A 13,437-nucleotide genomic window follows, 5' to 3' on the forward strand; every position below is an offset into this window, starting at 1 on the left:
GCACCGCATCCGGCCTTTTGCTTTTGGGGGAGGGCAGCGCAACCGCGCCAAAGTTGTCACCTACAGGTAACACTTGCCTCTGGCAAAGCCCCTGGTTTGCGCCAGTTTGCCGGGGCGCTCAGGTGCATGATTGATAATCAGTCTCATTTGCTTCTTGGCTGGTTGTCTGTATGTTTTTTGCTTCCCGTTTTGCGCTCCACCCGGTGGCTGGCGCAGTTGCCCTGCTGGTGTCTTTTGCTGGCGCCCCCGCTTTGGCCCAAACCCAGGAGGGTGCTGCTGACACAGCCCCCGCCACCGCCGCAGCGGCCCCAACTGCCAGCGGAGACACCGTCTTGCCGACGGTCACCGTCAACGCCAGTGCCGATGCCTCGGCGCAGGGCCTGTCCAAGGCCTATGCTGGCGGCCAGGTGGCGCGCGGCGGCCGCGTGGGCATTCTGGGCACCGAAGACATCATGAACACGCCGTTCTCGACGACGGCCTATACCCAGGATCTGATCCGCGACCAGCAGGCCCGCAGCGTGGGCGATGTGCTGCAAAACGATGCCTCGGTGCGGGTGTCGCGCGGTTTTGGCAACTTCCAGGAATCGTATTTTGTGCGCGGCTTTGTGCTGGGCTCGGACAGCATTGCCTACAACGGCCTCTACGGCTTGCTGCCGCGCCAGTACGTGTCGGCCGAGCTGTTTGAGCGCGTGGAGCTGCTGCGCGGTGCCAGCGGCTTTTTGAATGGTGCCTCGCCCGCCGGTGACAGCATTGGTGGCGCCTTGAACCTGCTGCCCAAGCGTGCGTCGAACGAGCCGCTGACGCGGGTCAGCGTGGGGGGCTCCAGCGGCGCGCAAGGCTATGCTGCGGCCGACATCAGCCGCCGCTTTGGCCCCGACCAGGCCACCGGCCTGCGCCTGAATGTGGCCAAGCGCAAGGGCGATACCACGATTGATGACGAAGGCGTGGATCTGAGTGTGGTCTCCCTGGGCATGGACTGGCGCTCCAGCAATCTGCGTCTGTCGGCCGATGTGGGCTACCAAAGCCACAAGCTGACCACGCCACGCCCCAATGTGACCCTGGGCGCAGCGGTGACCCAGGTGCCCAGCGCTCCGGACAACAGCCGCAACTTTGCCCAGCCCTGGACCTATTCGAACGAGCGCGACAGCTTTGGCTCGGTGCGCGCCGAGTACGACATCAACAGCCAGCTCACGGCCTGGGTGGCCGGCGGTGCACGCTTTGGCCGCGAACGCAATTCGCTCGCCAGCCTGACCCTGAACAACGGCAGCACCGGCAGCGGCACCCAAGGGCGCTTTGACAATACCCGCGCCGATGACATCTTCACCGGCGAAGTGGGCCTGCGCGGCAAGCTGACGACGGGCAGTATCGGCCACAGCCTGGTGCTGGCGGCCTCAGCCTTCTCGGACAAGCGCAAGAACGCTTTCTACTCGCAGCCGGCAGCCGGCGCGCTGGCCACCAATCTCTACAACCCCGTCTATGGCGCTGCCCCGCCTTTGGGTACCAGCTCCAATGATCTGGACGACCCGGCCGTGCAGGCCCGCATCAAGCTGTCGAGCCTGGCACTGTCGGACACGCTGTCGATGTTCGACGAGCGCCTGCTGCTCACCCTGGGTGTGCGCCACCAGACCATCGAGACGCAGACCTTTGCCTACAACACCGGCATTGCCGCGCCCAAGGTGGACAAGAGCCGCACCAGCCCGATGGCTGCGGTCGTGTTCAAGCCGGCAGGGCGGGTATCGGTCTATGCCAACTACATCGAAGGCCTGACCCCGGGCGAGATTGCACCGGCGCTGTCTTCGGGCCTGCCGGTGGCCAATGCTGGCGCGGCGCTGGCACCCTATGTCTCCAAGCAAAAGGAAGTAGGCCTGAAGTGGGACGGAGGCGATATCGGCGCCGGCCTGGCCTGGTTCACCACCGACAAGCCGCGTGTGTTCCGCAACTCCATCTCGGGCGTTTATGGCCCTGAAGGCATGGACCGCCACCGTGGCCTGGAGCTGAATGTGTTTGGCCAGGTCACACGCGGCCTGCGTGTGCTGGGCGGTGTCACCTGGCTGGATGCCAAGCAGCTGGCCGATGGCCACAACCCCAATGCCGGCAAGCGCGTGATTGGCGTGCCCCGCCAGCAAGGCAATCTGGGCCTGGAATGGGATGTGCCGGGCGTGCGTGGCCTGACCCTGGATGGCCGCGCCGTGGCCACCGGCAGCAGCTATGCCAATGCGACCAATACCTTGCAGGTGGCAGGCTGGACCCGCTTTGACCTGGGTGCGCGCTACCTGACCGAAATCGATGGCCGCCTGGTGACCCTGCGTGCCCGCGTGGAAAACGCAGCCAACCGCAACTTCTGGGCCTCGGTCGGTTCCACCGGCTACCTGGTGCTGTCCAACCCGCGCACCTTCACGGTTAGCGCCAGTGTGGACTTCTAAGCGCTGACAGCCGGACGGCGGTGTGCGACCATGACTGCGACCAGCCCCGTGCCCCTCAGCCCTGCAGCGGCCATGCCGGATATGGCCGCGCTGTATGTGGCGCACCATGGCTGGCTGCAAGCCTGGCTGCGCCGCCGGCTGGGTGATGCCCACCAGGCGGCGGACCTGGCGCAAGACACCTTTGTGCGTCTGCTGAGCCCCGTTGCGGGCGGCACGGCCCTGCCGCCGCTGACGGGCATGAGCAAGGAAATTGGCATCAAGGGCGCGCTGCTCGATGGCAAGCTCAACACCTCGTTCGCGCTGTTCCAGACCCAGCAGGACAATGCGGCCCAGTTCAGCGCGGGCGAGTATGCATGGGCCTACGTGGTGCCGTATGCGGCCTGATTGGTTGCCCCGTGGCGAGGCCGGTGCGCCGGAGTCCGCTGGCGGGCACCTGGCGAGCCTGTACCAGCGCTGGCGCACACCGGTGATGCGCATGCTGCGGCGCCATTTTGGCAATGCCGCCGATGTAGAGGATGCCACCCAGGAAGTGTTTGCGCGGGTGGCCGCCACCGGCAAGGTGCTGCAGCCCGACGAAGAGCAGCCCTATTTGCGCAAGACCTTGCAAAGCGTGGCTGCGCGCGATTGGCAGCACAGCCCGCAGGCCCAGGGGCTGGAGCTGGTATCGGGCGATGAACACCCGCAGGCGCTGGAGGCCCAACTGCACAGCAGTGCCGAGGAGGTGAACCAGCAGGCGGCCCAGCAGCAGCGGCTGCGCCGTTTGCACCAAGCCATCCAGGAGCTGCCCGAACGCCAGCGCCAGGCCTTTGTGCTGCACCGGGTCGAAGGCCATACCGTGCAGCAGACGGCCGAGCAGATGGGCATCTCGCTGCGCATGGTGGTCAAACACCTGGCGCGTGCCGTCGCCTATTGCGAGACCCGCGTGCAATTTGCCAGTGCACAGCAGATGCAGCAGCTGCAAGCCCAGCAACTGGCGCTGAGCGCTGCCGATGAGGAGCCACACGTATGAGCGCAACGCAGACGCCCCGATCGCTGCAGAGCCTGACACCTGCGCAGCTGCTGGCGCTGAACCATGCCGCCGGCGACTGGCATGTGCGCCGCCTGCAGTCCGACTGGACGGGAGCCGATGAACGGGCCTTGAACGCCTGGCTGGCCGAGGATGCGCTGCATGCGCAGGCCTTGGCGAGCATCGCCCAGACCTGGCAGGATGCGCAGGCGCTGCAGCAGATGTTTCCAGCTTCTTATGCCGCAGGCCAGACTGCGGCGCCGGACACGAAGGGCAAAGCCGCTGCAGTCGTGCAGCGCCCACGGCAAGCCACTGCGCAGGGCGCCAGCCTGGGCTGGCGCTGGCCGGCCCAGGCCTTGCTGGCGTCCTTGCTGCTGCTGGTGATGGCCGGCATGGGCTGGCAGCACTGGTGCAACACGGCTTACTACAGCCTGGAGGCTGCGACTGGCACCGGCGAGCTGCGCGATCTGGCCTTGCCCGATGGCAGCCAGGTGGCGCTGAACGCCAACAGCCGCTTGCAGGTGCATTACTACCCCTACCGGCGCGAGACGGTGCTGGACAAGGGCGAGGCATTTTTCAAAGTGGCGCCCGATGCGAACAAGCCCTTTACGGTAACCAGCGGGCACAGCGAGGTCCGCGTGGTGGGCACGGCCTTCAATGTGCGGGCTGCGCCGCCGGAGGTGGTGGTGCAGGTGCAAGAGGGGCGGGTGGCGCTGCGCTCCACGCTCCCGGGCAGCCCGCAGCCGGTGACGCTGACGGCGGGTATGGCCATGGCGCTGGAGCCCGCCAGCGGCCATTACCGCCAGTTGCTGGTGAAGGCCGACGACGTGGCCGAATGGCGTACCGGCCAGGTGTATTTTCAGCGCCGGCCGCTGGCGCAGGTGGCGCAGGAGCTGGCCCGTTACCTCGATGCTCCCGTCGAGGTGGCTGATCCGGCGATCCGTGCGATCCCCATCTCTGGCCTGCTGGCCTTGGCCGATCCGGAGCGCTTTTTGCTCGCCTTGCCCAGCGTGGCCGAGGTGCGGGTGCAGCGCTTGCCCGAAGGGGGCTGGCGCATTCGCCGGCAATAAACACAATTTGTTTCATTTGCCTGGGTTCCATGTTTTGGGCCTTTTGTGCTTCTTCATAAGGTGGGCGCCAGAGATCTGAGCGCCACACGGGCTGCCAGCCACGGATCCAAGCCTTTCGCTTTGTTATTCCCAGCCAATGGCCGCAAACCACAGCGGCCCCTGGTGCAAGCGCCCGCTCCAAGCCTGTCCACTCGGGCCTGGAGCGGGAAAGCTGCCCGGGCAGGGCCGTTGTCATTGATGCTGGAATACACAGGAGTGCGAGAGCCATGGGATGCGAGATGTTGATGGGGGAAGAGGGCGGGTGCCCGTTGAAGAAGGCGGTGCGCGGGAACGCGCAGGCCCCGGTGCTGCGGCCACGATGGCTGGCCGTGTTAGTAGCAGCTGCAATGGCGGGTGTCAGCGTGCTGCCCGCCGCTGCCCAGGCGCAAGCCGCTGCGCAGGCGGCACGCCAGCGTTTCAATCTGCCGGCCCAGCCGCTGATTGATGGACTCAAGGCCTTTGGCCGGCAAACCCAGCAGCAGGTGCTGTTTGACGATGCGCTGGTGCAGAGCTTGCGGGCAGCGGCCGTCAGCGGCAATCTGACGGCGCAAGAGGCGCTGGCGCGCATGCTGACAGGGACGGGCTTGACGGCAGTGAGCACGCAGCCGGGCAGCTTTACGTTGCAGCGCATGCCCACAACGCCCCAGTCGATGACCCTGGAGACCGTGACGGTGACTGCCGATGCGCTGCAGGATGGCCGCACAGAAGACACCGGCAGCTACACGCAGCGCGGGCCGAGCGCCACAGCCACCGGCCTGGCATTGACCTTGCGCCAGACGCCGCAGTCGGTCAGTGTGATGACACGCCAGCGCATGGATGACTTCAAGCTGCAGACCTTGACCGACGTGATGGAGCAGACCCCCGGTGTGACGGTGGACCGCCAGGGTGATGGCAACAACTTCATGGTGCGGGGCGACAACGTCAACCTGCAGATCGATGGCCTGCGCCAGATGGCCAGCGGCTGGTATGCCAATACCCAGATGCTCTACACCATGGACGACATGGCCGAGATCGACCGCATCGAGGTGCTCAAGGGCTCGTCCGGCCTGACCAATGGCGATGGCAAGTATGGCGCGACGGTAAACATGATCCGCAAGCGCCCGACGCAGGAGTTCCGCGCCAGTGTGGGCGCAGGCGTAGGCAGCTGGGACAACTACCGCGCCGATGTCGATGTGGGTGGCCCGCTCAATGGCAGTGGCAGCCTGCGCGGCCGCCTGGTGGCCGCTGCATCGGATGGCCATGACTTCCGTGACAACGTCAAGCGCAGCAACCAGACCTTGTACGGCACCCTGGACCTGGACCTGAGCCGCGATACCTTGCTCAACATCGGCTTTGTGCACCGCCACCGCGAGTACTATGGCGCGGGCAGCACGAGCATGATCCAGGCCTATGCCGCCAATGGCGACTTCCTGGGCCTGCAGCCGCGCTCCTTCAACATCGGCGCGCCCTGGTCGGGTTATGAGCAGGACACCGATACCTTGTTTGCCAGCCTGGAGCACCGTTTTGACAACGGCTGGACGGCCAAGCTGCGGGCCAGTACCGAAAAAACCAAGATGCCGTACGGCGAAACCGGCTCCTGGTTTACGGCATCGCCCCAGGTGGTGGACCTGAGCCGCGCCGAGGACCATGCCAACCGCAACCGCAGCATCGCGGCCGATCTGCGTGGCCCCTTCGAGCTGCTGGGCCGCAGCCATGCGCTGATGCTGGGCGCCGATACCGCCCGCACCAGCTCGGACACTTACTCGGCCAACAAGCGCTTCACCAATCTGGGCCTGGACTACAGCGATGGCGGCAGCGCGATAGTGCGGCCCGATGACATCGTGAACTATCCCGTCGACAACCACAGCTATTTCAGCTCCAGGCGCAGCTCGGTTTATGGCGCGGTGCGCCTGGATGTGGCCGATCCCGTCAAAGTGATTGGCGGCGCCCGCATCACCAACTACGAGCAGTACGACCTGACGCCGTACGCCTACTCGAACTACGACTTCAAGAAGAACAATGTCGTCACCCCTTACCTGGGGCTGGTGGTGGATGTGCATGAGCAGGTCTCGCTCTACGGCAGCTATGCCAGCATCTTCAAGCCGCAAAGCGCGCTGGATGCCAGCGGCAAGACCTTGGACCCGGAAGAGGGTCAGACCTACGAGATTGGCGCCAAGGGCGAGTTTGTGGACAAGCGCCTGAACGCCAGCCTGGCCTATTTCTGGATGAAGACCGACAACGTGGCCGACGCCACGGGCGAAACCATGCCCGATGGCACGCCCATCTACCGCTCGGTCTCTGGTGTCAGCAAGCGCGGCTATGAGCTGGAACTGTCGGGCGAGCTGGCCCCCGGCTGGCAGGCACAGGGCAGCTATGTGCTCAACAGCACCAGCCTGAGCAACAGCAACTACCTGCCCCGCAACCAGCTCAAGCTGGGCAGCACCTACCGCATGGGCGGCACGCTCAGCGGCCTCACCATTGGCGCCGCTACCCGCTGGCAAAGCAAGACCTCCGCCGGCCCCTTGCTGCAGCCGGCCTTCTGGGTGCTGGATCTGATGGCGCGCTACCAGGTCAACCAAAAGCTCAGCGTCAACCTGAACATCCGCAATGCGCTGGACAAAAGCTACTTTGCTGGCATGCGCGATTTTGGCCGGGTGCAGTACACCTGGGGCGCGCCGCGCAGTGTGACGGCGAGTGTGCGTTACGACTTCTGAGTAGCGTTCTCATAGGTTCCAGAGATAAGCCAGGGCCTGTTCCAAGTTCAAGCCCTGGCTTGCAGCGGCCCGGTGATATTGCGGCGACTTGGATTAGAGGTATTTGCTAGGCGTATTTGTTTATACGTTTAGATTTGGTTGAGTCTTTGGGGTTTGAATAGCCACTTGGTTGATGGTGTCTAATATCTAAAATTATAAGTAACCAATTTTTTTATATTTCTTCGGCGTTTTAATTTACGCTTGTCAGAAATAGCTGCAATGCTAGAGCTTGGTTTCTTGTGATGTTGTTGAATGTTATAGAAATTTCTTTTGATTTTTCAATGCAATAAGTTGCTGAGGATAGATATATAAATTAATCATTTAAGAATATTGATGAATTTTATGCTGTGATTAATGTCGTTTTATAGGTCAGATGGCTGATGATTGCGGGAGCTTTCATTTTTCAACAAATGCGATGAAGATAATCAAGGCCAATCGTTTATTATTTAAATGCCCCGCGTGATAATCACTAAGGGTATTTGTAAATGTCATGGTTATAAAGGAGTAAATGTATGTTTATCCGATCCATCACTACGACCGCGATACTGTTGGCATGCAGTGCTGCCCACGCACAAGCAGCAGGCCCCATGTCTGATGCAGCTCTCAACAATGTTTTCGCCGATCCAAGCTACGAATTCCCGGTGGCCGAGGCTATGCCTGACGTGAAGTGGCCCAATGCCTTCGCACAGCCCAATGCGTTGGAAGAACGTCCGCGTGACGAGCGCGGGTACCGTCAGGGTTGGGAAGAAATATCCAAGCTGCCTGGCGCTGCGATGCCGCCGCTGTGGATGGGGCGCGAGGCTGATCAGAACTACAAAGAGTTCTATGTCAATGCCGATACGAACATGGCGCATCCATCAATGACCCGTTATTACGACCAGCGATGGGACGCCCCAGCCCATGCGACGCCCCTGGACCTTCCGCCGGAAACGCAGTCCCATGCAGATCCTCGATCCCAAGGCGATCCGCGCATGGGTGTGGCGATGCCTGAGAACTTCCAAGCCAAGGTAAACCCCCTCGGTCCCGCCTATGCACCGATGCGATCATGGGATATGTCGTTCGCTGAGGATCGCAATGCATGGTCGTGCATCGCTTTCAACGGGCAGGCCTGTCCGCCTAGCATGCACCGCGTAGCTCTGGCATTTTGGCCGCAGTGGGCATAAAAGGGGATTGCAGCTATCAGTGCTTGTCTGATAGCTTTAGCCGCCCGGCCATCCCAGAATGGGGTGGCCTCTTACCGTGCGGTGTGCGCTGCTTAGGCCTTAGGCGCTGTTGAGCCGCCGGGGGCATCATCAGACCTCCCTCTCTGACCATTTATAACTTTTTGTTTAACAAATACTGAGCAGCGCTTGACATCTTTGCGCTGCAGATGGTGTCTATTAGAGGTAACCGAGGCAGGCCCGCCGGCCTGCCTCATCTGCATCTACCGACTTCAGGAGCGATACCCATGCTGATACGTACCAACAACGCGGGCTTTGACCACGGAACCAGCAGCGACATCACGCCTCAGCACCTGTATTTGAGCCGTCGCGACCTGCTCAAATTTGGGGCCGCTGGCGGCACGGCTCTGGCCGCAGGGGGGGCCTGGGCGCAAGCGGCCAAGTCCGATGGCACGCAGCCGATCAGCACCGTTCGCTCTACGGTGCCGGGCGCGATATCTATGGAGACGCCTACCTCCTTCCAGGATGCCAGCACCTACAACAACTACTACGAGTTCGGCCTCGACAAAAGCGACCCCGCGCGCTATGCCCACACCTTGCAGACAAGACCCTGGACGGTGCGGGTCGAAGGCCTGGTCAACAAACCCAAGACCTTTGATATTGAAGAGCTGCTCAAGCTCAGCGCCCAGGAAGAGCGCATCTACCGGCTGCGCTGTGTGGAGGGCTGGTCGATGGTGATTCCGTGGGTAGGCTATTCGCTGTCCAAGTTGCTGGCGCAGGTGGAGCCGCAGGGCAGTGCCAAGTATGTGGAGTTTGTGACCCTGGCCGACCGCAAGATGATGCCCGGCCTGAACAGCAGCGTGCTGGATTGGCCTTACACCGAGGGCCTGCGCATGGACGAGGCCATGCACCCGCTGAGCCTGCTGGCCTTTGGCATGTACGGCAAGACCTTGACCCCACAAAACGGCGCGCCGGTGCGCCTGGTGCTGCCTTGGAAATACGGCTTCAAAAGCGCCAAGAGCATTGTGACTATCCGCGTGGTGGAGAAGCAGCCCGGCACCGCTTGGAACAAGGCGGCGCGCAATGAGTACGGCTTTTACTCCAACGTGAACCCCGAGGTGCCGCACCCGCGCTGGAGCCAGGCAACCGAGCGCCGCATTGGCGAAGGCGGCCTCTTTGCCAAGCGCCACAAGACCCTGCTGTTCAACGGCTACGAGGCCCAAGTGGGGCAGCTGTACGCCGGTATGGATCTGCGCAAAGACTACTGATACCTGCCCATGCCCAACACCTCGCGTTTCTCGGTCAAGTCCGTACAGCGGCTGCTGCTGCACCTGTTGTGCCTGGTCCCCGCTGCCTGGCTTTTTTACCTCGCGGCAACAGATGGGCTCGGGGCAAATCCAGCTGAGGCATTGCTGCGCTCGCTGGGGGATTGGGCCATCCGCTTTATCTGCATTGCGCTGGCCGTTACGCCGTTGCGCCAATGGCTGCGCTGGAACGGGCTGGCAGCCTACCGCCGCATGCTGGGCCTCTATGCCTTCTTCTATGCCAGCCTGCACTGGCTGGCCTATGTGGTGTTCGACATGGGCGTGGATTGGTCCGCGATCGTCGACGACCTGATCAAGCGCCCCTTCATCCTTGTGGGCACCTTGGCCTGGCTGATCCTGCTGGCGCTGGCCGTCACTTCGGTCCCCAGGATCATCCGGCGCATGGGCGGCAAGCGCTGGCAGATGCTGCACCGCGCCGTGTATGGCGCGGCTGCATTGGCGGTGCTGCACTTCTGGTGGATGCGTTCCGGCAAGAACAACTTTGCCGAGGTGTGGTTGTACGGGCTCATCCTGGCCGGTTTGCTGGCGGCGCGCTGGGTGTTCCAGAAGCGCAAGCAGATGCAGGCGGCGGCCAAGGCCGCTCGGGCTTGACCAGCGACAGTCCGCTTAACACCTTCTTCGCAGCGGCTGCCTGCAGCCATGATGGCCTGGCTTGCAGCCGGCTGCCGATGCCAGCAGGCCATCGCCCGTACCGCACAATGACAGCATGAATCCCAGCAAACGTATCTTGATCGTGGAAGACGATGCCCCCATCGCGGAGCTGCTGCAGTTGCACCTGCGCGATGAAGGCTATGAGGTGGTGCACATGGCTGACGGCGATGCGGGCATGCAGGCCTTGGAGCGGGGCGGTTGGGATGCGCTGGTGCTGGATTTGATGCTGCCCGGGGTGGATGGCCTGGAGATCTGCCGGCGTGCCCGCGCGATGGCTTATTACGTGCCCATCATCATCACCAGTGCCCGCTCCAGCGAGATGCACCGCATCCTGGGGCTGGAGCTGGGCGCGGACGATTACCTGGCCAAGCCGTTCTCGGTACTAGAGTTGGTGGCGCGGGTGCGCGCGCTGCTGCGCCGCAGCCAGGCCCTGGCGCAAAACGCCCGGCTGGATGCGGGTGTGCTGGTGCTCGGCAATCTCGAGATCGACCCGATATCGCGGGAGGTAAAGGTGGATGGCGCCCAGGTGGAGCTGACGCCGCGAGAGTTTGACCTGCTGCATTTTTTTGTGCGCAACCCCGGCAAGGTGTTCTCCCGGTTTGACCTGCTCAACCAGGTCTGGGGCTACCGCCATGATGGCTATGAGCACACGGTCAACACCCATATCAACCGCCTCCGGACCAAGATCGAAGCCGATCCTGGCAGCCCCAGGCGCATCTTGACGGTCTGGGGCCATGGCTACAAATGGGCGGAGGAGACGCCATGAAGCGCGCATCCACCACCCTGGCGCAGCGCCTGAGCGCGGTCTTTGTGCTGCTGCTGTTGGCCTGCAGTGCGGCCACAGTCTGGCTGCAGATGCGGGTATCCGACCAGCGCGAGCAAGAGGTAGTGCAGCGCCTGTCGCAGGATCTGGCCGCGCGCATTGCCCGCTACCCGGAGCTGATGCGTGCCGATGGCCTGAACGCTGGCGCCAGCCGCGAGCTGTTTGGCAAGCTGATGCAGGTCAACCCGAGCGTGGAGGTCTACCTGCTCGACGACAGCGGCGCCATCCAGGCCTACGATGCGCCGCAAGAAAAGATACTGCGCCAAAAGGTCGATCTGGAGCCCTTGCAGCGTTTGTTCAGCGGCGCTGCGCTGCCGGTATTGGGTGACGACCCCCGCAGCATGACCGAGCGCAAGGTGTTCAGCGCAGCGCCTTTGATGCAGGGCGGCCAGCGCTCAGGCTATGTCTATGTGATCCTGCAAGGCCAGGGCCGTGACAGCCTGGCAGCGCGCGTCAGCAGTGACGGCGCGCTCCGCACATTGCTCTGGTCGCTGCTGGTCGTCGTGGTGCTGGGCGCAGTCGCAGCAGCCGTGGCCTTTGGCATGATCACCCGGCCGCTGCGGCGCCTGACGGCAGCCGTGCAAGAGCTGCAAACCGACGGCCTGGCCGATCTGCCCCAAGCCCAGGCCAAGCTGCGGCAGGCAGCGCACGGCGGTGCCGATATCGCTGTGCTCAGCCAGGCCTTTGCACAGCTGGCGCAACGCACCTGGGAGCAATGGCAAAAGCTGCGCACGCAAGACCAGCAGCGGCGCGAGCTCTTCGCCAATATCTCCCACGACCTGCGCACGCCTTTGACCTCCTTGCATGGCTATCTGGAAACCTTGCAACTCAAGGCCGATGTGCTGTCGACCGACGAGCGCCGCCGCTACCTGGGCATTGCGCTGGACCAAAGCCGCAAGGTCGGCGACCTGGCGCAAAAGCTGTTTGAGCTGGCGCGGCTGGAATACGGCGTGGTCAAGCCCGAGCCCGAGCGCTTCTTTCTGCCCGATCTGCTGCAGGACGTGTTCCAGAAGTTTGAGCTTGCCGCCGAGGCCAAGGCGCAGCGCCTGCACGCCGTGATCGACCCGGATTTGCCCCCCGTCACCGCTGATCTGGGCATGCTGGAACGCGTCCTTGTCAACCTGATCGACAACGCCATCCGCGCCACGCAGCAAGGCGGTGATATACAGGTAGAGCTGCGTGCCGCAGAGCAGGGCCGCATCAGCGTGACCGTGCAGGACAATGGCCCAGGCATCCCTCCCGCGCTGCGCGACAGCCTGTTCGAACGCCCCACCTTGAGCCGCATGCACAGCCGCAGCGATGGCCGCTCTGGCGGCTTGGGCTTGATGATCGTGCACCGCATTCTGCAGCTGCATGACAGCTCGATTGAGCTGTTGAGTGGGGCGGGGGATGTGGGCGCGCGGTTTAGGTTTTATTTGCGCTAGGGCTACCGAAAAGCGTCACGCTAGAAACAAGAAAGGCTGCAAACCGAAATTTGCAGCCTTTGTTTTGTGCGCTATCTGGTAGCGCTGGATTCGAAAGCCTTTACGTTCTTTTGAACCGATCATTTGTGGCGGAGAAGGCGGCCGCCGCGTTATGGCTAAAAATAAGGCTTTTACGCAATTTTAAAGCTCTACAGGCCAACGAACAGGCCAACCTTTTTCAGCCTCGTCGGGCATGAGTTCCCGCGCTTTTGTTGTGCAAAAACCATAGGCCAGTTGAGAGTTGCGAAGGAAGAATTCTGTTAGTGCGCACTTCGGGGACTTCGGAAATACTGTATAAATAAACAGTGTTACAGGAGGCCATCATGAAGCTTGAGAAACAGTACTTTTGGAAGATCCAGGTCTTTGGGAAGTGGAAGACAACCCGATTCCGCTGCACAGAAGAACACATCAAAGACGAACACCCAGAAGCGATATGCATACCTGGGTCGCTTGTTGAGCTGTCGGTGCCGGAGACAGAAGAAGAGATGTGGGAGCGGTACCGGACAAGCTCGACCGGCAACGCGCTGATGAACCACCTACCGTCTATTTCGCAGACTGAGCCACCCGAAGCACGGCCGGCGCATGGCCTGAAGACCTCGATTGGCATACCCGCTGACCTGCTTGCATCGTTGGAAAAGGATGTGCCGTTCTAGTCCGCGCGACGCCTTTCTTCCCGCATTACGAAACCCGACGTTTCCCGACACTTAAACAGGGGGTAAAAATGCCCCGCCAGGCCCCGCCAGTG

General features: G+C 62.5%; 10 protein-coding genes and 1 pseudogene. All 11 read left to right on the forward strand.

Translation table 11 applies throughout. The annotated features are described in order from the left end of the window. The first annotated feature begins 170 nt into the window (after window positions 1-170). The 11 genes and pseudogenes from LPW39_RS16850 (at window position 171) to LPW39_RS16900 (ending at window position 13,345) form a co-directional block, all read left to right on the forward strand. Window positions 171-2,423, forward strand: a complete 2,253-nt coding sequence (locus LPW39_RS16850) for a TonB-dependent receptor (protein WP_230777867.1) — start codon at window positions 171-173, stop codon at window positions 2,421-2,423. A gap of 72 nt (window positions 2,424-2,495) precedes the next feature. Then, window positions 2,496-2,618: pseudogene (locus LPW39_RS16855) on the forward strand (sigma factor); the annotation flags it as partial. Between the two features lie 178 nt (window positions 2,619-2,796). Then, window positions 2,797-3,432 carry an RNA polymerase sigma factor gene (locus LPW39_RS16860; RefSeq protein WP_230777870.1) on the forward strand — a complete coding sequence of 212 codons (636 nt, stop codon included), beginning with the start codon at window positions 2,797-2,799 and terminating at the stop codon, window positions 3,430-3,432. After that, window positions 3,429-4,499 carry a FecR family protein gene (locus LPW39_RS16865; protein WP_230777872.1) on the forward strand — a complete coding sequence of 357 codons (1,071 nt, stop codon included), beginning with the start codon at window positions 3,429-3,431 and terminating at the stop codon, window positions 4,497-4,499. The genes LPW39_RS16860 and LPW39_RS16865 overlap by 4 nt, the downstream gene beginning before the upstream one ends. Window positions 4,500-4,867: 368 nt before the next feature. Next, window positions 4,868-7,231 (forward strand): TonB-dependent siderophore receptor, encoded by a 2,364-nt coding sequence (locus LPW39_RS16870; protein ID WP_230777887.1) that lies wholly within the window; start codon window positions 4,868-4,870, stop codon window positions 7,229-7,231. 626 nt (window positions 7,232-7,857) lie between these two features. Beyond that, window positions 7,858-8,433, forward strand: coding sequence for a hypothetical protein (locus tag LPW39_RS16875; protein ID WP_230777889.1), 576 nt, complete (start codon window positions 7,858-7,860; stop codon window positions 8,431-8,433). A 284-nt stretch (window positions 8,434-8,717) separates the two neighbouring features. Next, window positions 8,718-9,698: a protein-methionine-sulfoxide reductase catalytic subunit MsrP gene (gene msrP, locus LPW39_RS16880; RefSeq protein ID WP_230777891.1), complete on the forward strand. Its 981-nt coding sequence runs from the start codon at window positions 8,718-8,720 to the stop codon at window positions 9,696-9,698. 9 nt (window positions 9,699-9,707) lie between these two features. Beyond that, a complete protein-coding gene (locus tag LPW39_RS16885; RefSeq protein WP_230777893.1) occupies window positions 9,708-10,346 on the forward strand; it encodes a protein-methionine-sulfoxide reductase heme-binding subunit MsrQ in 639 nt (212 codons plus the stop codon). A 115-nt stretch (window positions 10,347-10,461) separates the two neighbouring features. Next, window positions 10,462-11,172, forward strand: coding sequence for a response regulator transcription factor (locus tag LPW39_RS16890; protein WP_230777895.1), 711 nt, complete (start codon window positions 10,462-10,464; stop codon window positions 11,170-11,172). Next, entirely contained in the window at window positions 11,169-12,653 is a 1,485-nt protein-coding gene (locus tag LPW39_RS16895) for a sensor histidine kinase (RefSeq protein ID WP_230777897.1), read from the forward strand. The genes LPW39_RS16890 and LPW39_RS16895 overlap by 4 nt, the downstream gene beginning before the upstream one ends. Window positions 12,654-13,015: 362 nt before the next feature. Beyond that, window positions 13,016-13,345, forward strand: a complete 330-nt coding sequence (locus tag LPW39_RS16900) for a hypothetical protein (protein WP_230777899.1) — start codon at window positions 13,016-13,018, stop codon at window positions 13,343-13,345. The last annotated feature ends 92 nt before the right edge of the window (window positions 13,346-13,437 follow it).

Origin of the sequence: Comamonas koreensis, assembly GCF_021026195.1 — a bacterium.
Classification (GTDB): domain Bacteria; phylum Pseudomonadota; class Gammaproteobacteria; order Burkholderiales; family Burkholderiaceae_C; genus Comamonas; species Comamonas koreensis.

Excerpts from the sequence above, each read along its gene's own strand:
- LPW39_RS16850 (WP_230777867.1), top strand. The coding sequence starts at position 171 with ATGTTTTTTGCTTCCCGTTTTGCGCTCCACCCGGTGGCTGGCGCAGTT.
- LPW39_RS16860 (WP_230777870.1), top strand. The coding sequence starts at position 2,797 with ATGCGGCCTGATTGGTTGCCCCGTGGCGAGGCCGGTGCGCCGGAGTCC.
- LPW39_RS16865 (WP_230777872.1), top strand. The coding sequence starts at position 3,429 with ATGAGCGCAACGCAGACGCCCCGATCGCTGCAGAGCCTGACACCTGCG.
- LPW39_RS16875 (WP_230777889.1), top strand. The coding sequence starts at position 7,858 with ATGTCTGATGCAGCTCTCAACAATGTTTTCGCCGATCCAAGCTACGAA.
- msrP (WP_230777891.1), top strand. The coding sequence starts at position 8,718 with ATGCTGATACGTACCAACAACGCGGGCTTTGACCACGGAACCAGCAGC.
- LPW39_RS16885 (WP_230777893.1), top strand. The coding sequence starts at position 9,708 with ATGCCCAACACCTCGCGTTTCTCGGTCAAGTCCGTACAGCGGCTGCTG.
- LPW39_RS16890 (WP_230777895.1), top strand. The coding sequence starts at position 10,462 with ATGAATCCCAGCAAACGTATCTTGATCGTGGAAGACGATGCCCCCATC.
- LPW39_RS16895 (WP_230777897.1), top strand. The coding sequence starts at position 11,169 with ATGAAGCGCGCATCCACCACCCTGGCGCAGCGCCTGAGCGCGGTCTTT.
- LPW39_RS16900 (WP_230777899.1), top strand. The coding sequence starts at position 13,016 with ATGAAGCTTGAGAAACAGTACTTTTGGAAGATCCAGGTCTTTGGGAAG.